This window comes from Leptospira ainazelensis (genome assembly GCF_016918785.1).
In the GTDB taxonomy this organism is placed as follows: domain Bacteria; phylum Spirochaetota; class Leptospiria; order Leptospirales; family Leptospiraceae; genus Leptospira; species Leptospira ainazelensis.
The window spans coordinates 23835-46766 of record NZ_JAFFPT010000036.1; the positions used below are offsets into that span (position 1 = coordinate 23835).

Annotated in this window: 18 protein-coding genes; 3 read left to right on the top strand and 15 right to left on the bottom strand. The window is 44.4% G+C overall.

Translation table 11 applies throughout. The features are described from left to right. Positions 1–1057: 1057 nt before the first annotated feature. Positions 1058–1618 (top strand): hypothetical protein, encoded by a 561-nt coding sequence (locus tag JWG44_RS09865; RefSeq protein ID WP_205274788.1) that lies wholly within the window; start codon positions 1058–1060, stop codon positions 1616–1618. 43 nt (positions 1619–1661) lie between these two features. Here the strand turns inward: JWG44_RS09865 and JWG44_RS09870 are convergent, their stop codons facing one another. The 12 genes from JWG44_RS09870 to JWG44_RS09925 form a co-directional block, all read right to left on the bottom strand. Further along, entirely contained in the window at positions 1662–2096 is a 435-nt protein-coding gene (locus JWG44_RS09870) for a DUF4345 domain-containing protein (protein ID WP_205274789.1), read from the bottom strand. A 216-nt stretch (positions 2097–2312) separates the two neighbouring features. Then, positions 2313–3404, bottom strand: coding sequence for a helix-turn-helix domain-containing protein (locus JWG44_RS09875; protein ID WP_205274790.1), 1092 nt, complete (start codon positions 3402–3404; stop codon positions 2313–2315). 1 nt (position 3405) lies between these two features. Next, the gene (locus tag JWG44_RS09880) at positions 3406–4218 is read right to left on the bottom strand and encodes an Lp29 family lipoprotein (RefSeq protein ID WP_205274791.1); all 813 of its coding nucleotides are present in this window, start codon (positions 4216–4218) and stop codon (positions 3406–3408) included. A 119-nt stretch (positions 4219–4337) separates the two neighbouring features. Beyond that, positions 4338–7151, bottom strand: a complete 2814-nt coding sequence (locus JWG44_RS09885) for a TonB-dependent receptor plug domain-containing protein (RefSeq protein ID WP_408611944.1) — start codon at positions 7149–7151, stop codon at positions 4338–4340. Between the two features lie 370 nt (positions 7152–7521). Beyond that, positions 7522–9528 carry a putative Ig domain-containing protein gene (locus tag JWG44_RS09890; RefSeq protein WP_205274792.1) on the bottom strand — a complete coding sequence of 669 codons (2007 nt, stop codon included), beginning with the start codon at positions 9526–9528 and terminating at the stop codon, positions 7522–7524. 699 nt (positions 9529–10227) lie between these two features. Then, positions 10228–10707 (bottom strand): E-cadherin-binding lipoprotein adhesin Lsa16, encoded by a 480-nt coding sequence (gene lsa16 / locus JWG44_RS09895; protein WP_205274793.1) that lies wholly within the window; start codon positions 10705–10707, stop codon positions 10228–10230. Between the two features lie 12 nt (positions 10708–10719). Then, entirely contained in the window at positions 10720–11943 is a 1224-nt protein-coding gene (locus tag JWG44_RS09900) for a cation-translocating P-type ATPase (RefSeq protein WP_205274794.1), read from the bottom strand. A 5-nt stretch (positions 11944–11948) separates the two neighbouring features. Further along, positions 11949–12530: a c-type cytochrome gene (locus JWG44_RS09905; protein WP_205274795.1), complete on the bottom strand. Its 582-nt coding sequence runs from the start codon at positions 12528–12530 to the stop codon at positions 11949–11951. Positions 12531–12544: 14 nt separating this feature from the next. Next, positions 12545–13096, bottom strand: a complete 552-nt coding sequence (locus JWG44_RS09910) for a DUF3341 domain-containing protein (protein WP_205274796.1) — start codon at positions 13094–13096, stop codon at positions 12545–12547. Next, complete coding sequence (gene nrfD, locus JWG44_RS09915) at positions 13096–14463, bottom strand: NrfD/PsrC family molybdoenzyme membrane anchor subunit (RefSeq protein WP_205274797.1); 1368 nt, start codon at positions 14461–14463, stop codon at positions 13096–13098. Before nrfD ends, JWG44_RS09910 begins: the two co-directional genes overlap by 1 nt. Before the next feature lie 25 nt (positions 14464–14488). Further along, positions 14489–17554, bottom strand: coding sequence for a TAT-variant-translocated molybdopterin oxidoreductase (locus JWG44_RS09920; protein ID WP_205274798.1), 3066 nt, complete (start codon positions 17552–17554; stop codon positions 14489–14491). 18 nt (positions 17555–17572) lie between these two features. Further along, positions 17573–18079, bottom strand: coding sequence for a cytochrome c3 family protein (locus JWG44_RS09925; RefSeq protein ID WP_083244061.1), 507 nt, complete (start codon positions 18077–18079; stop codon positions 17573–17575). A gap of 296 nt (positions 18080–18375) precedes the next feature. Between JWG44_RS09925 and JWG44_RS09930 the strand changes: the two genes are divergently transcribed. Continuing rightward, the gene (locus JWG44_RS09930; protein ID WP_232371582.1) at positions 18376–19233 is read left to right on the top strand and encodes an endonuclease/exonuclease/phosphatase family protein; all 858 of its coding nucleotides are present in this window, start codon (positions 18376–18378) and stop codon (positions 19231–19233) included. Positions 19234–19885: 652 nt separating this feature from the next. Beyond that, on the top strand, positions 19886–20572 hold the full coding sequence (locus JWG44_RS09935) for a DUF1554 domain-containing protein (protein ID WP_205274799.1): 687 nt from the start codon (positions 19886–19888) through the stop codon (positions 20570–20572). Between the two features lie 379 nt (positions 20573–20951). Here JWG44_RS09935 and JWG44_RS09940 read toward each other — a convergent pair whose 3' ends face one another. The 3 genes from JWG44_RS09940 to JWG44_RS09950 all read right to left on the bottom strand — a co-directional run bounded on the left by JWG44_RS09940 (position 20952) and on the right by JWG44_RS09950 (position 22823). Then, complete coding sequence (locus JWG44_RS09940) at positions 20952–21293, bottom strand: hypothetical protein (RefSeq protein WP_205274800.1); 342 nt, start codon at positions 21291–21293, stop codon at positions 20952–20954. Between the two features lie 190 nt (positions 21294–21483). Then, complete coding sequence (locus JWG44_RS09945) at positions 21484–21912, bottom strand: hypothetical protein (RefSeq protein ID WP_205274801.1); 429 nt, start codon at positions 21910–21912, stop codon at positions 21484–21486. Between the two features lie 395 nt (positions 21913–22307). Further along, the gene (locus JWG44_RS09950) at positions 22308–22823 is read right to left on the bottom strand and encodes a hypothetical protein (protein ID WP_205274802.1); all 516 of its coding nucleotides are present in this window, start codon (positions 22821–22823) and stop codon (positions 22308–22310) included. Positions 22824–22932: the final 109 nt, after the last annotated feature.

Genomic DNA, 22932 nt, shown 5'->3' on the forward strand with positions numbered 1-22932 from the left:
CCAAGATCCTCCCCAAACGAGCGGGGCGAATTATAAATAAAAACGGAAACTTTCCCTAAAAAATTCCCGTTTATAGAAAAGCGTTAAAACACTACCGTTTCCTGCTCCTGCTTTCAAAATCGTAGGGTTTCTTAAAAACCGCTTTGAAATTGAATCCGCTGGCCGAAACTAAAAAGCGTTTTAACCCTGAGTTTCTTTGATCCGAACCGAAAGAAATGAACAAACAAGATTGCCCAAGGTATTATCAATAAGTCAATACAAAGCCGATTCTTAATTCGCGATCTATCATCCTCGAACTTTCCAACGTCGTTTTCGCAAAACGAAGAATCAGTTTCGACTTAGAGTCGTTAGAAACTTTTATCTTTAACCTGAAAAAGAACAAATCCAATTGGACGTTCTAAGAATCGGAAGCCAACAAGGATATGACCGGCATCACAACCCCTATACAAAGACAAACGTTTGATTACAGAAATGTGATAGCCCCTCCATTTCATCCAAATTGTTTACCTAAAAATAAATCCCGTTAACACACGACCGTTTCGATCTTTTCAAGGAGATTCTTTTTTTTATTTTTTCTCAAACGATTCAAAATTGTTTTTTCGATTTGGAAATTTATTATCTCGATCTTGATTTTCATTTTTTCCTTGCTCCTAAAAAAATAAACCTGTGAAAAAGGAATCAACGTCATCAATCAGGGAATGAACAGCTAACCTAACTCACATTATGCGAAACGCCGTGAAAAAAATATTTTTTGATCGGTTAGTGCTGAATAGGAGACGGAGAGGAAATATGATTCAAAGTAGAATTCACGTTATGCATCTTCTGAGGAAGTTTCATACGGATTCAAAAAAAATAAAACAAATCCGTATTTCCACTCTGAAACCGCGCGGATCAAATCCGCGTTTGCTTATAAATTTGAGATCCGAATTTAGAATCGAGTAAATTGGAAAAAGAAATTGAAAAATGAGTTCAAGATTGAGCGGAACAGGATTTTTCCGAAAACAAACACAATCGGAAGAGACGTTCCACTCGACAAACAATAGATAGGAGTTTTCCGTTGAAAACAAAACAAAACAAATTTAAAATCGTATCGATCCTGTTCGTGCTGATCGGATTATCCGTCGGCGTTGCAAATTGTGAAGAAGAGAAAAAGAACGACAATACAGCGTTAGTCGCCTTGGTAGCCGCCGCTACTGCCGGGCCTGCGCAACCCGTGGATCTTCCTCAACCGGCGATCAACACGGCGATCATGAAGCTCGGGGAACAGGCCTTTGTCCTGACCGATTTGCAGATTTGCCGCACCGGAGTCGGCGGAGTCATCATCTCACAAACGGTGGCGACCCCCCTCCCTGTTTTGAACATCCACAATATTGATTTCTCTAAAACAAGCGGAATCACTTTAGGCGAAGGCGGATCCGCATTGGATATCGACACGGCAGGTGGTGTTTATGGAGCCGGAAAAGGTGGAGTTAAGGGAACTTGTTCCGCAACCGTAAAGGAAACCACCGCTACTACTTACGATCTGCAGGCGCTCGATTGCCCGATCACAAAACAGTCAGCGGCGTATAATATCCCGGACGTAAATCTTTCTTTCCGAGTTCGTTGTACAAAACAGTAATTTCCACATTCCCCTCGATTTCGTTCGAGGGGAATCTTCTTTTCTATTCATTCCATCGTTTGAAAAGCCACGCACCTAACACAACCGCTACGATTTCCGTCGTCATGCTGAAATAGATATACTCGTTGCCAGGTCCGTCCAAAAGAAGAGTATAAATTCTTCCCAAAAAAAGACCTCCTGCAGTCGTAATGGAAAGAAGAATTCCGGTTGGAACCCATTCCTTTTTAAACAACCCGAACACAAGAACGGCGCCCACTCCAAGACAAAGCCCTCCGTACATAGCGCGGAAGTCGGCAAGTGCGGCGGTGGTCTGAAGTTCGATCCCGATCCAAGATGCGAGTTTGATCGGAACCAAAAAAAATCCGACCGCAAAGGCATCATAAACTGCGATGTTCGCGAGGAGAAAAATTTTTGAAACGAGAGATAGAATACGATCCTTCTCTTCGGATCGGTCTATCGTAAGGCCACTGGTCTGCATTCCTACCTTCCTTGTTGACAAACGCAACAAGAAGAGTTTGGATCACTTTTTCGATTTCATCGACCGGAGTTATAACGGCTTACATTTTTTTTTGAAAACGTTTATAAAAGCTTACTATAAAACGTAAGAACCGATTTACGTCGCGTCCCAAAACCCAATTTTACTTTATCAGGAAGATCAGGCTGCAAGAACCTGTCCCAGTTTTTGGACAGGTTCTTATAAACGATAAGAAAGCGAAGTATCTTGGCGGGAAGACTTACGAAAGTCAACGGGAGTTTTTTGGGCGAATTTCAAAAAGGCTTCGTTAAAAGAAGAACGGTTGTTAAATCCGACTTCCATCGCAATTTCGAGAACGGTCTTGTCGCTTTCCAAAAGTAATCTTTTTGCCTCTTCTATCCTGTAATGATTCAGCCAGGAAAAGAAACTTTTGTCGAGTTTCCGGTTGATCAGTTCCGAAAGTTGATGAGTCGAAAGAGAAACTCTTTCCGCAACGCTGGAAAGGGAAATATCATCGTCTCGAAAAAGTTTTTCTACTTTCATCATTCTTTCCAATTCGGAGAGAATTAAGTCCACTTCCAATCCGCCGAGACGAGAACGGGAATACTTGGATCTTACGAGTTCCACGTGAATCGTTTCTTCCAGATCGGCGTATTTTTTTCTTACGTAATAAACGAGACAAAGAACAAAAGTAATCACCCAACTGGAAACTTTCAAAAAGAAAAATTCCAAACCGATTCCGAGAATTCCCAAAATGGCGACAGACGAAAAATCGAAAAAGCAGATCCAAATGAAAAGTCTGAGTCTTTTTTCCCGAATCGACGATAACATTCTAAGAATGAGAATTCCGAAAAAAAAGGAATACAAGGCTGAAAAAACCGAAAGCGCCGTAAAAAAAAGTTCAACTCCGTTTTGATTGGAAAAGGAAACGCTCCAGGGAAAAGAATTTACCCGCGGAGCCAAAAACAAAAGCGGGATCACGACAACAAAGGCCGGCAAAAACGAAACCCAAGTAATAAGACGAAATCGAAATTCTTCTTCTACCATCGTTTGCACCGAAAGATAGGCGATCGGACCGAGCAAAAAAACAATGGGGAGACTCAAAAAAAGATAGAGTGAAGGATTTTGAAATACGCCTTGGAATGCAATCGCATTCAGAAGTTGTAATATTCCGATCAAAATCAGAGTGATTGAAAAAAAGATCTGAAACCTTGTCCTTCTCGGATTAAGGATTTCGGAAACCGCGAGTAGAAACGCTAAAAAACCTCCGAAAATCGCAAAGGAATTTCCAAACCAATCCAAGTAAACCATATCATTTACGAAACGCGGGTTGGGACTGTATATAACTTACGATATCCGTTTCAAACGTCGGCCCCAATTCTTGATAAACGAACTTAGGAGGAGAACTTACCTGTTTTAAAGCGTTACACCCCATTCTTCCGCATTCCTCGGGAACGGAAGAAGCCCAGACCGCTCCCAAAACAGAATAACTGTTATCGTATTGAATGGACGTTAGTCGGTTTAGATTCTTATCGAAGATTCGAATTTCGGTCTCCGCTTGCAAAGACGCATAACTTGGAACAAGACCGAAAGTTATCACGGAAAACATCGAGGAAAAAAGCTGAACAAAACTTCCTCCGAAATTTTTTGTCGATTGAAAGGCCGGGTTGTGAATTCCGACTACGTAAAAATCCGCGCCCACGTCTTTTAGTTTATAAATTCTTTCGGTCCCTTTTTTTTCGATGCTCGTCACGTATGTAAGTTCCAATACCCCGCTCTCTTTTACTTCGTTGAGATATTCCTGAACGAACTTTTTTACTTTCTCGGAAGGAACGTCTTTTCTAAATCCGAAAGATCTCAGATCCGAAGCATAAAATCCATTTTGAAACTTTGGAACGGTACGATCCGGATAAACCAAATTCGCCGTATAAATTCTTTCTTGAGCGTTTGATGTGGTCATCTCCGACGTAAACGGGCGAAAACCGATATAGACGATTCTGACTTTGGACACGTTCGGAATCGACCCGGTTTGAGGGGCGCTCTTTTGGACGTAGTAGTGGTAATTACAGTTTAGAATGAAAAAAAGAAGTAAAACTAAGAATTTTAAATTTTGATCGTATCTCATACTTTTTCCGAGAAAGATAGATTCGATAAAGATCGAACCTATCTTCAGTATAAGATTCTTATAAGGAATTCTTCTTTGCAATCAAAAAGAAAAATGATTCTCCGTCGAATTCCTTTTTTTTAAAATCTGAATTCGATTCCGAAATTCAAATAGGGAATCTTATTCTTATTCGCCTCCAACGCTTGTTGTCCGTTGATATACATATACTGTGTCTGCGGGTTTGCGCCGGGCGCATGCGGAAAAAGGGGAACAAAAGTGCCAGTTCCGGACGCGATTCTGTTTCCGGTTACGTTGACGAGCTCCAGATAAAGGGTCATTTTTCCCCAATCCGTATATATAAACCGATCAAACCGAATGTCGAGTTGTTTGTAATGAGGAAGTCTCGCCGAACGTTGCATATCCGAGTAGATCGGCTTATACATCGGAATCGAAAACGAACTCCCTTCTGTTCCGCTGGTTGGGACCGGAGGTAAATCCGGGAAGGCTTCCGCGATATTTTGACTTAAGGTTGTCCGGCTCGATCCGGACACGGGAGTATATGCGTAATTTGTTAAGTAGGTGGTTTTGATCCCGATCTGCCCCTTGTCAGCAAATTTCCAACCTAAGACCATCGCAAAAACGTGGGTCCTATCGAAGTCGTATAATTCTTCTTTTGAATTTTTAAGAAGAATATCGTAACTCCCGTCTCCGTAATAATTTGCGTAGTAGTGTTTTGTATCCTCCTGATGGAGCAATTCTTTGGAAGAACTTTGAGCCGACCAGGCGGCATATTCCTGATCCGTCATGGACGGTAGATTACGATTTCTTTTTGTAATGGATTTTGTATAAGAAAGCCAACCGTAAAATCCGGATTCGGTGGAGGGTTCTTTTTTAATAAAAAGTTCTACTCCTCGAGAATATCCGGTCATGGAGTTGGAATAGTTTAGGCGATTTGCGCGTAACAAGGACGGGTCCGAATTCGGATTCAAGGTCTCTCGAAAAAGATCCCGGTCCCTGGAAAACGGATCCATCGCATACGGATCTGCAACCGATAGATTGGAGAACGTATTCTGATATCCTTCCACTTTTACGTTCCAGAGATTACCGAGCTTCTGATCCCAACCGATTTCCATATGATCCGATTCCTCCATCTTCAAATTTGGATTTCCGGTCCTCGCGGAATATCGGCTAACGTCGGCCGGCGCTTGAAAGTGTTTTCCGATTCCCGCAAAGATCCTGGACTTTGTGTAAGGAATTTCCTTACTGATACCGAAACGAGGAGAGGTCTTCCATTCCTTAGCGCGATCGTAGTAGTCTCGACGAACTCCTAAGTTCAAGTTGAAGTTGTCGAACTTGAATCGATTCTCAAAAAAATAACCGAACTGTCTTGTTCCCACGGCATCCCCTTCCAGCACCGCATTCGTTTGTGGAGAAGAAAGAAGTTGTTTATGAAAGAATTCGTAAAAAGGATCGGGATTGAATTGGCTAATTCGACCCTTATAACCCGCTTCGACCTCCCTGTATTGGCCTCCAAAAACTACCTTCCAGTGTTTTTTGAAAACCTCCAGTTCTGAAACGTTTTCCAATTGTTTCATATCGTTAAAGGATTCGTTCTGAACGGTGTGAACCCTTTCGAAAAGAGATAAAAGATTCGCCTTTTTAGAAACGTCCAGGATGAGAGTGTCGAGTCCGTTTTCCGTGGTTTCTTGAAAGTAATTTCTCGAAACGTTTAAGGTATTCGTAAATCCGCTCATTGGTTTCCATATGTGCGACATCCCGTCGGTCCTAAAAATACGGTCCAATCTCGCGGAGTCCGAAGGAGGTTGAAAAGCGGACTGCCCGGCTTCCTTTGGTGTGTATTGACTATATTCCTTAAAAGGATATCTTTTGTCCTTGGCTCCAAAGGTCTGGATGGAAATCGAATGCTGGTCGTTGATATCCCAACCGATTCTTGCCTGATAATCCGTATAATCTGCTAAAAACGTTTCCGTCGGAATCAAATGAGGCACTCGTCCGAAAACTACGTTCGGATAGTATTTTTTTCCGGAGACTGAAACGTTTAAGTCTTTTGTAATATTATGGTAAGCATATATATCCGTGAGAAGCGCGTTTAAGTGGGCTACTCTAAGATTGGAATCCCTTTTCTGAAATCCCTCGACATTTACGATTCCCCCGGTCGCAAATCCGTATCGCGCGGAATAGGCACCGGAATACAATTCCATGGAACGGATCGCCTGATTGCTGATCACGGAAGTCAAACCGTCCGCATGAAACGGATAACTCATTGGAAGTCCGTTGAAATAAAATTGATTCGCCCTTGTTCCCGCTCCTCTCATTACGAGAAAACCGGGTTCGCCGTTCGGCTTATCAGGGCCGCCTGAAGTTCCATTTTGATTCAAGGTCTGAATCGCATTTTGAAAACTAGAGTTGGTATATGTCTGAAACAAAGGGGTAATCCCCGGCATTGACTGAACCGCTTTTAGTGCGTCTCCAAATCCGCCCGGCATTTTCACCGCGTCTTCCTGACTCATCGTATAATTCGGAGGAGAGTCCGGTCTTTTTCCGACTACGTTGATTCCGTTACCACCCGGTTTGGCTTTTTGGATAAATTCCAACGTTTTCTGATCGGAGTCTAAAGTAATCGACCTTTGTTCCATAACTCCGCTTTGAAACGTAATCATTACGTCGTACATCCCACGGTTTTCCAAGACTATGTCCAGCTCCGTTTGATTTAAAAATTCAAACACTTTAGAATATCCTTTTCCACGGATCCAGGCTTCTTTGGGAGGATCCGATTTGGAAGCCGAGATTACTTTCAAGCGGAGAGAAGTTTTAGCAAACAAATCGCCCGTTGTAATCAGAGAAAGTAAGAGTGAGGAAAAAAGTAAAATTTGACTTCTTGAAAGATGCAACTTTAGATCACGATCTTGATTTAGAAATTTGTACATGGTCATTTGGACCAATGTTGGTTCCATTTTTTTCTGAAGAGTTTCGATTTTTTCAGGTCAAATTACAACGTGAAACCGCGATGCCTAAGAATACCCAACACCATCGCGAGCGATCGAGGCGATATACTGCAATGCACCACCGTATTTTAGAGATCTATAAATTAAGAAAGATGAAAGTGGTGCTTTGCAGATTCAGCCGAGAGCGCGGTCCGGCGTAAATGGAAAAGGAATATTTTTTTACGCACCGATTGCGCCGGACGCGACCAAAGGCTCCAAGAATTTCAATTCCCTTTTAGCTCGATTTAAAACCTTCGGTCGAGAGATCGTTCGATATCTTTGCGACATCTTAGCGCAGTAGATCGAAGTTGAAATTCAATCACTTGTAAAAAATATGTACCGCACCGGAATTGGATACGCTATCGTCGTCGGTCGATGGGGTCGGAGGTGAATTTAAGGACTTGTTCAAAATTGTTCCGAGTCCGTCGTCGTCATTCATTGCCGCAACCGCCATCAAGTCTCCGTCGATACAAACCGAAAATCCAAAAACGTCCGAAGCCTCCGCGTTAGGCGCTTTTAGATAGGATTGCAAGGCCCATCCGGAAGATAATTTTCGAAACACATAAACCGCACCGGAATTGCTTACGGAATCGTCATCGACAGCCGGACCGGGAAGAGCCGCAGGAGAATGTAAAACTCCGGTCGAGGAGCTGTCTTCCGCATACGCTCCGACTAAAATCGTATCCCCCGAAATGGAAACACTTCTTCCGAAATTGTCATTGGCCTCGATGTTCGGTGATTTCAAATACGCTTCAAACGCCCAAATGTTTCCGGTTCTTCGGAACACATACGCAGTACCCGCCGCAGCCGCAGAATCATCGTCTCCAAGCGTAGTCAGATTCGGACCTAAAGAATGCGAAATAGTAGTCTGAGAACTGTCTTCGTTGTAAGCTCCGACTACCGCGACATTTCCGTCTTCGGAAAGATCCAGACTCGATCCGAATGTATCACTTGCATCCGCATTCGGAGCCTTGAGATAGGATTCGAATGCCCAGTTGGGACCGGTTTTTCGAAATACGTAGACCGCACCCGAGCTAGCAAGGGAATCATCATCACCGGCCGAGGTGAGAGACGGCCCAAGAGAATTTTGAATTGTCGTACTTCCACTGTCCTCTCCGGCTGCGCCCACGAGCAAAGTGTCTCCTTTGACTTGAATCTTTGCTCCAAATGAATCGCCCATTTCCACATTGGGAGCTTTGATATACGCGTCCCAAGTCCAAGTTGTCCCGCTTCGTTCAAAGATATATACCGCCCCCGAAGTTGGCGCAGAGTCGTTGTCGGTCGCTCCCGAAAAACCCGGCGCAGGAGCCTGCGTAATCACTCCAAGACCTCCTCGCTCCTGAATCGCGCCAACGGCAATCCTATCGGCCGAAATAGAAACGCTGTACCCGAATTGATCCCCCAGGTCGGCATTCGGAGCTTTTAGATAGGCTTCCAAGGTCCAAGTGGTTCCCGTTCTTCGAAACACATAGGCCGCGCCAGTGCTGATTGAAGTATCATCGTCTCCGGTTGGAGTCAAACCTACAAACGGAGAATGAAGTATGGCGGAATTCCCGCTATCTTCCGTCTTAGCGCCGACAACGATCGTATCTCCCGAGATCCCAACACTGCATCCAAATTGATCATTTGCTTCGGCGTTTGGAGCTTTGAGATAGGCTTCCAAGGTCCAAGTGGTTCCCGAGCGACGGAACACATACACGGCTCCGGCGGCGCCTGCAGAATCGTCGTCCCCCGCCGAAGTCAAACCCGCAAACGGACTTTGTACGATTCCGGTTTGCGCGCTGTCTTCCCCGCAAACCCCCATTACCAAGGTATCTCCCGAGAGATCGAGGTCGAATCCGCCGCTTGTATCGTTGATATCCGGGTTCGGGGATTTTAGAAAACTTTCCCATTCCGCATTGAGGGCATCGACTGAAATCTGGATCGAAACGGAAGAAGAGCCGAACGAATTCGAAGCCGTAATCGTATAAGAAGACGCAATCTGTTTGGAACTTGGCGTTCCCGTAATTTCGCCGGTCGTTGTATCCAAGGAAAGACCGGACGGTAAAGCAGGAGAAATCGAGATGGAAGTATCAGAACCGGAGATCGTGGGTTGAATCGCAGAAATCGCGATGTTTTTAACAAATGAAAACGAACTCGTCGAGTAAGCCAGAGTCGGAGGCGTTCCTGAGGATCTCGAAAGATCCTGGATCGTCACAGACGTAGGATTCCCCAGCAATACCAAAAATGGGCCGGTATGGTGGTCCTGCAAACATCCAAGGAAGGCAAAATGGCAAAGAATGGAAAACCAAAGGATTCGATCACGAAAAAAAACTTTTTTTCTCAACGGTTTTTCCTCCCTTCACTTCAAAAATTTCTAACAACCGATTCTTTAGGAATCATCGTAAGTGAAATTCGATCGAACAACAACCCTGATTATAAATAGGGAAATCTTCGATTATAAGCAACCAGGAACCCCGCGAACGAATATTCAGTTCATTATAAAATTAGAATATTCCAAATTTTTACTTTATTGTTTCGATGATTTCTTGTGCGGCCCCTTTCCTTTGATTGAAGGTAAACACCCGACGAAGCCTTTCTTTTTTTGTGCTCTTCTTCGTTGTGGACCGGACCCTCTGAAGGGATACCTTTTCGAAAGACTCTTCAACGGGAGCCGCATAACCCAACCTTACTCAAGTATATTGAATCTTGAAAAGGATATGTCGTAACAAGGAAGGGCGGCCCCGTAAAACGAAACCCCCGCACTGCGCCAAAATCGGTCCGATCCCTCTCCTTTAGTTTTTATTGGATAGTGGAGAGGAAGAAGGACGGAACACTCCGAACGACTTGGCTCTAACCGAAAGTCAATATCTTGCAGGTAAAAAAGTCCCAAATGTAGGAACTCCTATCAGGATTCACATTGGGATCGTGCTGATTCTCAATCGTTTTTCCGACTTTTTGGATAACGTCGGGCCGCGGACAAAAAAAATCCATGCCCTCCTTTCAGAGAGGCATGGAACTTTCCAATGGTTGTAACGGTTGCTGTTTACTTCTTCAGTTCGGGGGCAAGTTCCGCCAACGGAACCTTATCCTTTGGAAGAGAAGCATAATCCGGGAATTCGTATCCATTCGGATAGTGCTCGTGGTCTTCCGGATTGTAAAAGTGAATATAGTCTTTGCGATATCCCCAAGAGAAAACCGACTTTTCAGGATCCTGTCCTACGACTAAACAACGAGGATTGATCCAACCCTCTGCTTTTTCGGTCTTTACTCGGACGAAAGGTCTCGGGTTCGGACCGTGATTTCTATAGTCATACACTCTGACCACGGTTCCGGGCGCTACTCTCTCTTTCACTGCCGAGGTTGCGTCAGCTTCCGCAAAGATAGGAACCGTAGGAGACAAGGACGGATTCACCAGAGAAGGGTCACAATTCTTATGATTTGTGACCTGCGCCAGTTTGGAACAGGCTCCCAGAAGAAGAGCCGTTCCGGTTAAGAGAACAACAAGTGTTAAATTTCTTTTCATTCTTCTTCCTCTTTATTGATGATGGTGCAGAGCTTGATCCAATCTTGGATCCCCAACCGGGATCAATGGAGCAGACTCGTAACGTTTGAGAACTACAAAGGCGAAAAGACCGATAAAACCGATCACGGCGCCAAAAGTAAGAATCAATCCGGAAAGACTGAAGTGTTCGAAATTTGCCGGGAAAACCAGCCAATAGATTTCGATCACTTGTGTAAAAACGATCCAGAGTGCGATCTTAACGAGAGAATTGATATCTCTTTTGTTCGGACGATTCAGCAATAGCAAAAATGGAATTACGAACTTGATAAAAGGAAGAGCGTAAGTAATCACTTCCCATCCGCCGGTCAATCTCTGCTCATAGAAGAATGTTTCTTCCGGAATATTCGCATACCAGATCAACATAAACTGAGAGAATCCTACATATGCCCAGAAAGTACAGAACCCGAGCATGAACTTCCCTATATCGTGAATGTGATTTTCGTTTACGAGGTTTCCTATATATCCTTTCTTTTTCAGAAAGTAGATCATGATCACGAGACTGGAAAGTCCGGTCTGATACGCGCCCGCAAAACAATACACGCCGAACATAGTCGAGAACCAGTGCGGAGTTAAGGACATGATCAAATCGAAAGACGCAAGAGAAAAAGAAAGAGCGAAGAATACGATAAATCCTCCCGACAATCTTGCGTTGAACTGAGTATGCGCTACGTCTTTGTCTTGATCTTGTTTTGTGGATCTTTTATAAAAAAGCCATCCAAACACGGACCAGACCGTTCCGAAAAGGATCATTCGAACTACGAAAAAAGGAACATTCAAAAGGGGTTTTTTGTGTTGCAGAAGATGATCGTGTGCGACCACGTCTTCGTGACTCCATTCGTAGAGATCGTGAATACCGAAAGTTACGATCAGCAAAAAAACCGCGACAACCGGTAAGAATAAACCGTATCCTTCCGCAAGTCTTCTTACCGTGACCGACCAATGAGAACCGGTGATATGACTGATCGCAGTGAAGAATACTCCTGCAAGGGCGATCCCGGTGATAAAAAAGGTTCCGATCAAAAACGCAGACCATGCCGGATTGGAATGTCCACCCTCGTGTCTTGGAGGTGTGTGTGATAGGGTAAAATACCCGATGAGTAAACTCAAAACTCCGATCCCGATCATCCCGAAAAGGGCGCTTCGAGTTTTGGAGTCGAGTTTAAAGTTAATCAGATTTTGTTCGACTTTGACTTCCATGATTCTTAATTCCTGGCCACGTCTTTTTTAGTTCTGTTCTCGTATTCCTGGAGTTTTCTCACGTAGAGAACGATTTTCCAGCGGTCTTCCGGAGAAATTTGCGAGGAATAACTTTTCATTCTTCCCCAACCCGCTGTGATTACGTGATAGATCTGTCCGTCGGAATATCCTTGGATCTTAGGAGAAATCACGGCAGGAACCGGAAACCCGATTCTTGGCGCCGGTCCTACGATACTTCCGTTCCCTGCTCCTCTTACACCATGGCAAGGAGAACAATAAGTTTGGTATTTCGCCTCTCCTTTTTGGAGATTGGCCAAATCATTCTTATCAGGATTGGAAAGCCCTTTATTCGGTAATTGTGTTACATCCATTCCGAGAAATTCGTAAGGATAATAATTCACGGGAATCGCCCCTTTCGGAGGAATTCTGGAAGCGGCTCCGTTGCTCGAAATCGGATCCGCTTCTTGTGCTTCCCTCGCGGGAGAATCCGCCATGTCCGGAAAGTATTCCAGAGGAGGCGTTTTGGACTCGCAGTTCCAGAATAGAACGGCGGCCAAAAGAAAAATCAGTGATTTAGTAAATTTCATTCTTGTCGCTGCTCCTATTTCACAACCTCGACGTTCTTTCCGCCAAGACCTTTGATAAAGCTTACCACTTCGTCTTCCTTATAACCTTTGGAAGAAGAAGGGATCCAGAGTGCAAACTTGTCCGTGGTAATATCGGGATGTAAAACTCTCCGATTGATTTTAGGAAGTTTGGTTAAGAAGAACATCGCCGCTGCGGTTCCAACACCGGCCATAAAGATCGTAAATTCAAACGTGATTGGGATGTAAGCATACCAAGCGTTTAAATTTTTTCCCGAAATGTTCAAAGGCCAATCAAACTTGTGAGTGAGATATTGCATTCCAAAACCGACGGCGCATCCGAAAAGTCCCAGCAAAAAAGTCACCCAAGGAAGACCGGAACGGGGAACTCCCATCGCGTCGTCCAATCCGTGAACCGGATACGGAGTGAAACAATCGAAGTTCGTATAATTCTTCTCTTTTGTTTTTGCCGCCGCAGAGATGATTTCCGCAGGAGAATCAAAGAGCCCGAATACTCCGGCGCTCGTTTCTTCAAATGTATGAAATTGTTCTTTATGAGGTTTATACATCAGTGGTGTCCTCCGTCTTTGCTCGGCATAACGGTCTTAACTTCCGCGATCGCGATAACCGGCATGATTCTACAGAACAGAAGGAACAATGTGAAGAAAATTCCGAAGGTTCCGATGAGCATCATGAAGTCGTAAACGGTTGGGATATACATATCCCAGCTGGATGGAAGGAAGTCCGCGTGAGTCGTCATAACGATTACGTATCTTTCAAACCACATCCCGATGTTTACGACGATGGAGATGATAAACATAACGGGAATGTTAGTTCTGAGTTTTTTCCACCAGAAAACCTGTGGAGAAAATACGTTACAGCTAAACATAATAAAGTAAGCCCAACCGTAAGGACCGAAGGCTCTGTTTACGAAAGCAAAACCTTCGTATTCGTTACCCGAATACCAAGCCATAAAAAACTCGGTAGAGTAAGCGAGACCTACGATCAAACCGGTGACCATGATGACCTTGTTCATGTTTTCCAAGTGTTTCATCGTGATATAATCTTTGAGGTTGAACACTTCTCTCGCGATCACCATCAAAGTCACAACCATCGCAAATCCCGAGAAAATCGCCCCGGCCACGAAGTATGGAGGGAAGATCGTAGTATGCCATCCGGGAAGAATGGAAACCGCGAAGTCGAAGGAGACGATCGTGTGAACCGAAAGAACCAGAGGAGTGGAAAGAGCCGCGAGGATCATCGCCACCATCTCGAGGTGAGACCAAGCTTTGTTCGAGCCTACCCAACCTAAAGAAAGAATGTCGTAGATCTTACGTTTCATCTCTCCTTTGGAACGGTCTCTTACGGCCGCGATATCCGGAATCAGACCGATATACCAGAACACGAGAGAGATCGTTAAGTAAGTCGAAACCGCGAAAGTATCCCAGATCAGAGGAGAACGGAAGTTGACCCAAAGAGGTCCTCTTTCGTTCGGATAAGGGAACAACCAAAATCCCACCCAAGGTCTTCCGATGTGGATGATCAAGTTGGAAGCGGCGGTTAACACGGCGAAGATGGTCATCGCTTCCGCGGCGCGGTTGATCCCTGTTCTCCATTCTTGACGGAACAGATAAAGGACGGCTGAAATCAAGGTTCCGGCGTGACCGATCCCGATCCAGAAGACGAAGTTTACGATAAAAAATCCCCATGCCACGGGATTGTTGATCCCGAGGATATAAAGACCTTCCCACATTAGATATCCGATGATACCTAAATCGACGACGGTAATGGTAAGAACCAGAAGAAAGGCCTTCCACCACAAAGAAGTGGGGAACGCTTCGACCGGTCTAAGGATATCTTCGGTAACGTCTCGAACCGACTTACCGCCGGTTACGAGAGGCTGGATATCCAGGGCTTCTTTGACTGCGTTGGACATTGACATAGCTTTTTACGTTACTCCATTAAATTGAGCTTCTGACTCGGGTCAGGTACGCAACCTGAGGACCGACGTTCAGATATTCGAGAACACGATACGATCTTGGATCGGAAGAAAGTTTCGCAACTTCGGAAGTTTTGTCGTTTGTATTCCCGAAGCTGATCGCATCCGCGGCACAACTTTGTTGGCAAGCGGTTTTGACTTCTCCGTCTTTTAGAACACGACCTTCGTTCTTAGCGGCGATCTTCGCTTCCGCGATTTTGTGAGAACAGAAATTACATTTTTCCATTACCCCGCGACCGCGAACCGTAACTTCAGGATTGAGTCCCAGATAACGAGGAGCCTTCGCGCCTTCCGCACCGTTATACCAGTGTTGCATCCAGTTAAAACGTCTCACTTTGTAAGGACAGTTGTTCGAGCAGTAACGAGTTCCCACACAACGGTTGTAAACCATGTCGTTGATCCCTTCGGAACTGTGAACCGTAGCAAGAACCGGACAAACGGTTTCACAAGGAGCGTTGTCGCAGTGCTGGCAGAGCATCGGCTGGTGAGCCACTTGGAGAGTTTCCGGTTGATCCGGTTCGCCGATATAATAACGGTCGATCCGGAGCCAGTGCATCTCGCGACCCACACGAACTTCATCGCGGCCAACGACCGGAATGTTGTTCTCCACCTGACAAGCGATTACACAGGAACCGCAACCGGTGCAGGAAGAAAGATCGATGCTCATTCCCCATTTGTAACCGGGGTAAGAATAATTCGGGTTCGCACCGACTGCATCTACGAGTTTTCCGTCTTTTAAGATTTTAGGAATCTCGGAAGCGGCCTTGCCGGAGGCAGGGTTTTTACGGTATTCTTCGATGGAAGTGGATTGAACAAGAGGACGATCCGGGTAGTTAAAACCGGGAGACAACATGTGGTGATGCTGAGTGCAAGCCAACTTGTAAGTTTTACCGGTTTTCTCCAGAGAAGTGACTGCGATTCCGGAATAGATCCCGTTTTCGGAAAGAACGTACGCATTCTTACCAACTCCGTTTCCAACGGCTCCCGCAGAAGTTCTTCCATAACCGACCGCAACACCGATCGCTTCCTTGTGCATTCCGGGTTGGATCTGCGCCGGGAGTTCGATCGTTTTGTTACCGGTTTTTAAAACCAGAACGTCGTTGGAAGAAATTCCCTTTTCTTTTGCAAGAGCGGGAGAAAGAAGAATGTAGTTGTCCCAGGTAACCTTGGTCACCGGGTCCGGAAGTTCTTGAAGCTGAGAATTGTTAGCGGCTCTACCGTCTCCGATCGCAGAGGTTTCATACAACGCGAGTTTGAGGCCCGCAGAAGGAGAAGCGATCTTTTTCAGAGCCGAACGGTTGAAGTTTCTGGAAGAACCCGCAGATTTCTTGCGATCGGAAGCCTTTACAGTGGTTCCGATTCTTAAGAGGTCTTCCCACTTTTGTTTAGAACCGAGTTTTTTGGTCCAAGAATTTTTTACGTATTCGTAAAAGCTCGTTTCTCCGCCGAGAGATCCGCCCGCAAAAGCGATCAAACTGTCTTCAAAAGAACGAGAATTGAAGAGAGGGCGAACCGCAGGTTGTTGGATCGAGAAAATTCCTTTTGTAACTTCGGAATCTCCCCAAGACTCGAGGAAGTGAGTGGTAGTCGCAAGAACGTTAGACGCAAGCGCAGTCTCGTCCGCACGATCGCTCAAAGAAACGACTAACGCAGCTTGGTGAAGAAGATTTTTCCATTCTTCTCCCGCTTGGTAAACCAGGTTGACGTCGTTTACAAAAAGGACGCCTACTTTGGTTCCTTTGAGTTCGGAAGCTAAAGAATTCAAATTGCCGGAATAATCCGCAGAACCTTCTTTTTTCGGATTGGAATGATCGATCGTCTTACCGTCGTTACCCAAAAGGTCGTTGATAAAGTTTACAAGAACTTGGAGATCTACCGCGTCTTTTGTAGTCGCGGCGAGACTTCCCGCAACCACGAGTGACTTGCCTTTGTTGGACCAAAGGGCCTTTGCGGTCTTACGGATGTTCTCTTCGCTGACTCCAAGCTGACCCGCGAGATCGGAAACCGATTCTCCGTAAGGAGAGGCTTTTACGGACGCGCCAAGTTCGCCTAACGCGGAAATAATCGCAAGAGCGAGTTTGGTTTGATCCCCGGGACGAATCGGAAGACGAAGATCCGCATTGGATCCCGACATTGTAGGAATCGATTCCGCCGCGACGAAGAAGTTTACGTCCTTCGCACCGTTCCGAAGATTTCTTCTTTTAGAAAAATCCTTTTGGTGTTCTTCGGGAGAAAGCCAATTGCCCATAAAGTCGCAATCGATGGAAAGAATCACATTTGCGAGATCGAAGTGATAGTTCGGAATCAGCGCCTTTCCGTAGGAAGCGGCCTGTCCTTTCGCAACAACTTCTTCGGCAGAAGTGAGGGAAATTTCGTAGTGTTTTCCGCCGCCAACTGCGCGAAGAAAGTCACCGATGATCGACTTTGTAGAAGGAGAATCGAGCGGTTTTGTAACGACAACCGATTTACCTTTGTTAGCCGCAAGAGCCGCTTTTACTTTTGCATCTACGGTCGCCCAATCCGCTTTTACTTCAATACCACCTTCGATGGTAGCAGGGGTTTGCGCTCGATCCGGATCGTAAAGATCAAAGATAGAAGCCTGACCAGCGGCGCCGAGCGCACCTTGAGAAACCGGATGATCCGGATTTCCTTCGAGTTTGAGGGGGCGGCCGTCTCTTGCTTTTACAAGAATCCCGGTTCCCGCATAAACGGAAGCGTAGTAGTAAGAATGTCCGTGTTTTACGAAATCGTATTGAGCGTTTTCGTCCGGTTTATTGAGATCCACATAAGGAACGATTTTCTCGATCGGTTTACGAACACAATTGAGAGAGGTCATCGCGACCCCGGCGCCCATCAATTTGAGAAAGGATTTGCGGTCGAATTCTCCCGACTTAATTCTCGCGATCAGAGGATCCGGAGAAGTAAAGAATTCAGCTTTTTGCATTTCCTTAACTTCTTCGTCTTTGTCTCTAAGATCATAAGAGAGCCAGTGAGCCTTCTTTTCTTTTTGGAAATTTTTTTGATCCATGCTTAGTATTACTCCCGGTTATCTGTGGCAGGTTGAACAGTCGGTCGGTGCGTTGTTCTCTCTGTGACAATCCACGCAGTATCCCATGTTTAGGGACGCTACTTGTTTCACTTTGACCATCTCCGCTACGTTTCCATGACACTGAGAACAATCCACTCCTCTCGAAATGTGGCGAGAGTGATTGAACTGAACGTGATCCGGCATATCGTGCACCTTCACCCATTCGAGCGGCTTGTTTTCGTTATACGATTTTGTCAGCGTCTTGATGAGAGGTTTGGAAGTTGCTACAAGAGAGTGGCAGTTCATGCAAGTTGATGTGGAGGGGACTGTGGCGTGTGCTGAGGTTTCTACCCCGGTATGACAGTACTTACAGTCTATCTTATTATCTCCGGCATGTATCTTATGATTGAAGGGTATAGGCTGATCGGGCGCATACCCAACATACTTGGAGGGAGAGAAAATCAGATACGCTACGGCCGCGATGGCAATGAGCGGTACCGAAAGTTTCAGTGCTCTGTTATTCATTCGTATGAAGTCCCTATGAATCCAATATTGGTATTGGTAACAGGATTTTTGTCTCTGTGAAAAATTGCAAGTAAACGAAGATCCAGGGCCTTTTCTTTGCGTTTATTTTGAAGGCTATTTGAGAATTAAAATCAATTACAAAAGTTTCATCTGTTTTAGAAAAAGTTCCGAAACTTCAAAAAAAAATCTTTGAGCCGCAAGGGGAATTCGGAGAAAAATCTTCTTTTTTTGATAAAACCTGGATTCAAAAAATGGAAAGTATTGAGAGCTTGACCGTCTAAGGAGTTCCCTTCTCAATGTTTCACTCTCAGATCCGCGATTCCTTTCGAAATTTCTGGAAAATTCTTCTCTTTTTTGCGGCGCTACTCGGCGCGGAATCGCTCAAGGCACAGGATTTAAAACTAAAGCTCGCGAGTTTTAATGCGATGTTTCTCTACGATGAGGTAGGGGATGAGAAAAAATTTCCAAAAGGAAGAATTCCAAGAAAAGAATCCGACTTTGAAAAGATCAAAACTCATCTTTCCAAGATCGATCCCGATATCTTAGCGCTACAAGAGGTGGAGAATGAGACCGCAGTTCGCAAGATTCTTCCCGATTCTTATTCCTGCGCCGTTACAAAAACTCCCGGATATCAGCAAGAAGTCGGAATCTGTTGGAAAAAGAAATTCAGATCTCTCGAAATTCTTCTTCATCCTAAAGTATCCGTCGAACCCGGCACGAGGAGCGGAATCGAACTAAAAGTCTCTATCGGCGAGAAAATTTATTCTTTTTTAAACGTTCATCTCAAAGCGGGACACTCGCGAAGAGATAGGGATCTCAGATACGAACAACTCAAAACGTTAAACGAAATTCTCAAAGATAAAAAGAACTACTTTTTGCTGGGGGATATGAACGTTCCTTTGGGGAAGGACAAAAAATCTTGGAAATTTCTTTCAGAGGATTTGGATCTGGAAAATCCGGGACGTTATACGAAACAGATCTGCTGGGGACACAAGTCTCTGATCGATTTCATTTTGACCGATCTTCCCGTCGAAGACGCCAGCTTCAGACAAATTCCATTTTCGGAAGACGACGGAGACTTCGACGGAATTCCGGAGCACGAGAACGGGCTTTCCGACCACTGCCCCGTAGTTCTGGAAATCGCGCTTGAATGAGATTTTTTTTTCGGATTTCAAGTTCGATTTTTCGGATTTCTTCGTTGTGACAAAGGAATTCTTTCATAAGAAGAAGGGGTTATTACGGGCGGAAAGTCCGCTTTTCCGGTAAAATCGGGTTTTGTTTTTTGCAAAAAGAATTTCTCGGAATGTAGGAACTCCCATAAGAATTCATCACAATCAATCTTTTAAAAAGTGAATAAACCGGTTTAAGCGACTTAATAAGTAGGAACTCCATCGTTTTTATTTCGAGCAGAAGAGCGTTTTTATACGGGGATTTTTGGGGTTAGAATTCGCTCTTAAAAGTAAAAATGATTCCTTTTGTGAGAGTTCCCACATTGGAGACTTTCGACTCGACAAAAGAAAAATTTTCCGATTGAGCAAGAGTGCCCGGAGCCTTTTCGCTTTTCACCGCTCGCCACCCAAAAAAAGAAATCCATTCGGACGGGAAAACAGATTTCGAAGCGAATTCTATGTCGAAAGAAAGGAAAAAGTAAAATTCTTCACATCCGATTTTCGTTCGGAAAACTGTTTCATCCTACTCTTGCCTAACGAAGAACTACGAATCATAATTCAAGACCGCTATTATAAGATAGATTCCCTATTCTTTAAATAAATGGCATAAAAATCGTTTCAATCTGTTTGAGAAAGTATGAAAACAATACTCAAGAAACTACTCACCCTTCTATTCGTTTTCCTGAATGTGTTTTGTTCGGGAGAAAGTAATTCCAAAGATTCCGATTTGATCGCGTTGCTACTTTTGAATCAGAGTCAAAGAACTCAGTCATCCGAATCCAATACGTTCAAGTATCTTTTTGTTACTGCGGACGCGCATAACGGAAACTTCGGAGGAATCAGCGGAGCCGATACGTTTTGCAGAACACAGACTCCGACCGGATTGGGAACTACCGGAAGTTTTAAGGCGCTTATAAATGCCCAAAACGGCGGGGCTGGGAATACGAGGATTGCGTCTTTGAATGCGGACGCAAACTTTAACGGCCGAGGAGACGGGCAAGTGGAATGGGTCCTAAAAGCGGATACGGAATACAGAAGGACCGACGGAACAACGATCGTATTCAGAACCAATAGCAGACGTCTCTTCGACTTCAACCCCGCAAACTCGTTGTTAAACGCATTTACTACGGCCGCTGGAGGAGCCCGAATATGGACCGCCTTAAACGCGGACTGGAGCCCCACCAATTCCTGTGCCGATTGGACTTCCGCCGATGCCGGCGATCAAGGTGAAGTCGGTATACCGACTGAAAGGGATATTCAATCGATCCATATCGGAACTATCAATTGTAATACGACTGCGAGAGTACTTTGTATAGAACAGTAAAATCGAAAAAGGGATTTGTCTTAGGCTTTCGAACAAATCCTTTTTTAAAAGATAACAAAAATAGATCCGGATGTGTAAATGAGAACTTCGACGATTGCACAGTTGTTTTAGAAAAGACCTATTTTTACGTTAGTCGCCTCCTCCGCGTAGCATAACCTTACCCACAAGTTAAAAAGCTATTTAGAATAAAGAAGGATCCCAGTAAGATTTCTTGTAGGAGTTCCTACAAAAGCTCTGAAAGAGAATATTCCTTGCAAAATTATGATTTTGTGATATAGAAAAATCTCCCGGAATTTTTCCGCCCCCCGCCCCACCACCCAAAAAATCAGGGTGGGGCTTTCGTTTTACGGAGGACTGTCGTTGTTACGACAGATTTTTCTTAAGATTCAAAGAGCTTTGTGGGAAAGGTCATATGTCCGTGCAGGGAGGATATGTATTTCAGTTCAATTCCGTATACAATCGCGGAAAAAACGAGGAACAAAAATAGAATTCCGATTTTTAAAAGTTTTCTCCATCGAGATTCGTTTATTCTGTAAGAAAGAATGAGAAGAAGAAAACCTACACAAAAACAAATCAGACTGTATTGATAAAACAAAAATCTCTCCGCCCTCTCCAATTCGGTCGCACCTCCGGCGGCGGAGGGAAATCCAATGTATTGAGCCGTCAAATTAAAATAAAACCCGATCCCTAAGATCACGATCCCGTCGCAAAAGTATATCATAAGAATTCGTCAGGCGTTTTGTAACTGGTGTTCGTTTTGAGTAATGAAGATTTCTTAGATAAGTCGTTTCGATTTCCGAGACTCGAACTTGGCAAATCAAGGAAAAAAGGGATTTGTCTTAGGCTTTTCGGGAGCGCCTAAGACAAACTCGAACTCAATCGATCAGTAAATGGAAATTCTTAAATGGTAATTATTTTTTAGCTTCCGGTAAAATCGCTCCGCTCACTTGTCCATCCGGACGACCGATCGTTCGGATAAGAATATGGAGTTTTCCCTCGCTCAACGCTTTCTTTTGTTCCACGTTTAAGTCGCAAAATCCCCAATCTTTCCAAGGACTGTTGGTCGCGTTGTAAGGAGGTTTGAAGGAACAGATCGCAGCCTCTCCTCCTTCCACTTGAACTATAATTTCGGTTCCGTTGGTTCCAAAGTATTCATAGGAACCGGAAACTTTCAGTTTGCCGGTTTCATCGTCCAGAACGGCGTCCACACTTCCCCTTGCGTTTACGTTCTGTTTTGTCGAGTCCTTCAAAGACGCCACGTATTTCGTTTGTCCCTTTCCATAAACCAAAACGGGAAAGAGAAAAATGGAAATCGCCAATAAGATAGTTTTCTGTTTCATTATAGTCCTTCTGATATTTTTCAAAGACCCTGTAGAACTCTCCAAGACCTTCCTGCAACGAGGCAACAATAGAGTTCGAAGAATTTGCGGATTAATTTTTAAAATTTAAAAACCCGCTCTGGAATCATTGAATTACAAATATATTATATACTCATTTCGGCGTTATTAGGACAAAAATCGGAGAAAGACAGAATCTACATTATAAGCAGATCATCACGATTATCATTCCATTCCCGATTTAAAAATCGAAAACAAAAGAACGAACCATGGACGTCGTGAAGGTTTTCCCGAGGAAAATGAATAAGAACCTATCCCAAAACCGGGACAGAACCTTGGAGCTTGATCTGTCTGATAAAGTAGAATTGAGTTTTGAAAAGCGCTCTAAATGAAACTTTCTAAGGGCGGAAAGAATTCTGAAATTCAAACCTTATAGAATCCAGGATTTCCCTTTCTTCATTGTCTAAATTTTTCCAATAAGATTCCGTCTTGAGAACGATCGGATAAGAAATTTCGACGTCTATGTAACCGATCAATTCGATGATTCTTTTTTGAAGCGAAGGATTTTCCCGAATGGACCGCAGTAAAAACCAAGAAACCAACGCGGGATTTTTCTTAGCGGCCTTCGAGATCATCAAATTTACGGAATGATCCCAAGCTTCGGATCTTCTCGTCGCCAAGTTTTCGTAAAACTCCGTGGGTTTGGTTATAAAAACTGAAAACAAGCGAGAGATGGTTTCGTTGAGATCGGAAGAAGACAAAAATTGTTCGATATAACGGTCCTCAAGCTCGAAAACGTCCACGTCTTTGGATAGATATTCTTCTTGGTATTGTGAACCAAAACCCGCAAAGACAAAGGGATCCATCGGGCAGGTCAAGTCGGCGAGAAATTCCAATAGTTCTTGTTTAGACATTACTTTTAATTTTCAGATCGGTTGATGGAATCAGAATCCAACGCCGATTCCAAAACGCGTCTTCGAAACGGAAGAAGAATCCAGATCATCAGATTCCAATCTTCCAAAA

What these genes read in the sequence shown, in the direction of transcription:
- JWG44_RS09875 (WP_205274790.1), bottom strand. Translation starts at nt 3,404, where the DNA reads ATGGTTTACTTGGATTGGTTTGGAAATTCCTTTGCGATTTTCGGAGGT.
- JWG44_RS09870 (WP_205274789.1), bottom strand. Translation starts at nt 2,096, where the DNA reads ATGCAGACCAGTGGCCTTACGATAGACCGATCCGAAGAGAAGGATCGT.
- nrfD (WP_205274797.1), bottom strand. Translation starts at nt 14,463, where the DNA reads ATGTCCAACGCAGTCAAAGAAGCCCTGGATATCCAGCCTCTCGTAACC.
- JWG44_RS09905 (WP_205274795.1), bottom strand. Translation starts at nt 12,530, where the DNA reads ATGAAATTTACTAAATCACTGATTTTTCTTTTGGCCGCCGTTCTATTC.
- JWG44_RS09930 (WP_232371582.1), top strand. Translation starts at nt 18,376, where the DNA reads ATGTTTCACTCTCAGATCCGCGATTCCTTTCGAAATTTCTGGAAAATT.
- JWG44_RS09900 (WP_205274794.1), bottom strand. Translation starts at nt 11,943, where the DNA reads ATGGAAGTCAAAGTCGAACAAAATCTGATTAACTTTAAACTCGACTCC.
- JWG44_RS09925 (WP_083244061.1), bottom strand. Translation starts at nt 18,079, where the DNA reads ATGAATAACAGAGCACTGAAACTTTCGGTACCGCTCATTGCCATCGCG.
- JWG44_RS09940 (WP_205274800.1), bottom strand. Translation starts at nt 21,293, where the DNA reads ATGATATACTTTTGCGACGGGATCGTGATCTTAGGGATCGGGTTTTAT.
- JWG44_RS09885 (WP_408611944.1), bottom strand. Translation starts at nt 7,151, where the DNA reads ATGACCATGTACAAATTTCTAAATCAAGATCGTGATCTAAAGTTGCAT.
- JWG44_RS09920 (WP_205274798.1), bottom strand. Translation starts at nt 17,554, where the DNA reads ATGGATCAAAAAAATTTCCAAAAAGAAAAGAAGGCTCACTGGCTCTCT.
- JWG44_RS09935 (WP_205274799.1), top strand. Translation starts at nt 19,886, where the DNA reads ATGAAAACAATACTCAAGAAACTACTCACCCTTCTATTCGTTTTCCTG.
- JWG44_RS09950 (WP_205274802.1), bottom strand. Translation starts at nt 22,823, where the DNA reads ATGTCTAAACAAGAACTATTGGAATTTCTCGCCGACTTGACCTGCCCG.
- JWG44_RS09945 (WP_205274801.1), bottom strand. Translation starts at nt 21,912, where the DNA reads ATGAAACAGAAAACTATCTTATTGGCGATTTCCATTTTTCTCTTTCCC.
- JWG44_RS09880 (WP_205274791.1), bottom strand. Translation starts at nt 4,218, where the DNA reads ATGAGATACGATCAAAATTTAAAATTCTTAGTTTTACTTCTTTTTTTC.
- JWG44_RS09910 (WP_205274796.1), bottom strand. Translation starts at nt 13,096, where the DNA reads ATGTATAAACCTCATAAAGAACAATTTCATACATTTGAAGAAACGAGC.
- lsa16 (WP_205274793.1), bottom strand. Translation starts at nt 10,707, where the DNA reads ATGAAAAGAAATTTAACACTTGTTGTTCTCTTAACCGGAACGGCTCTT.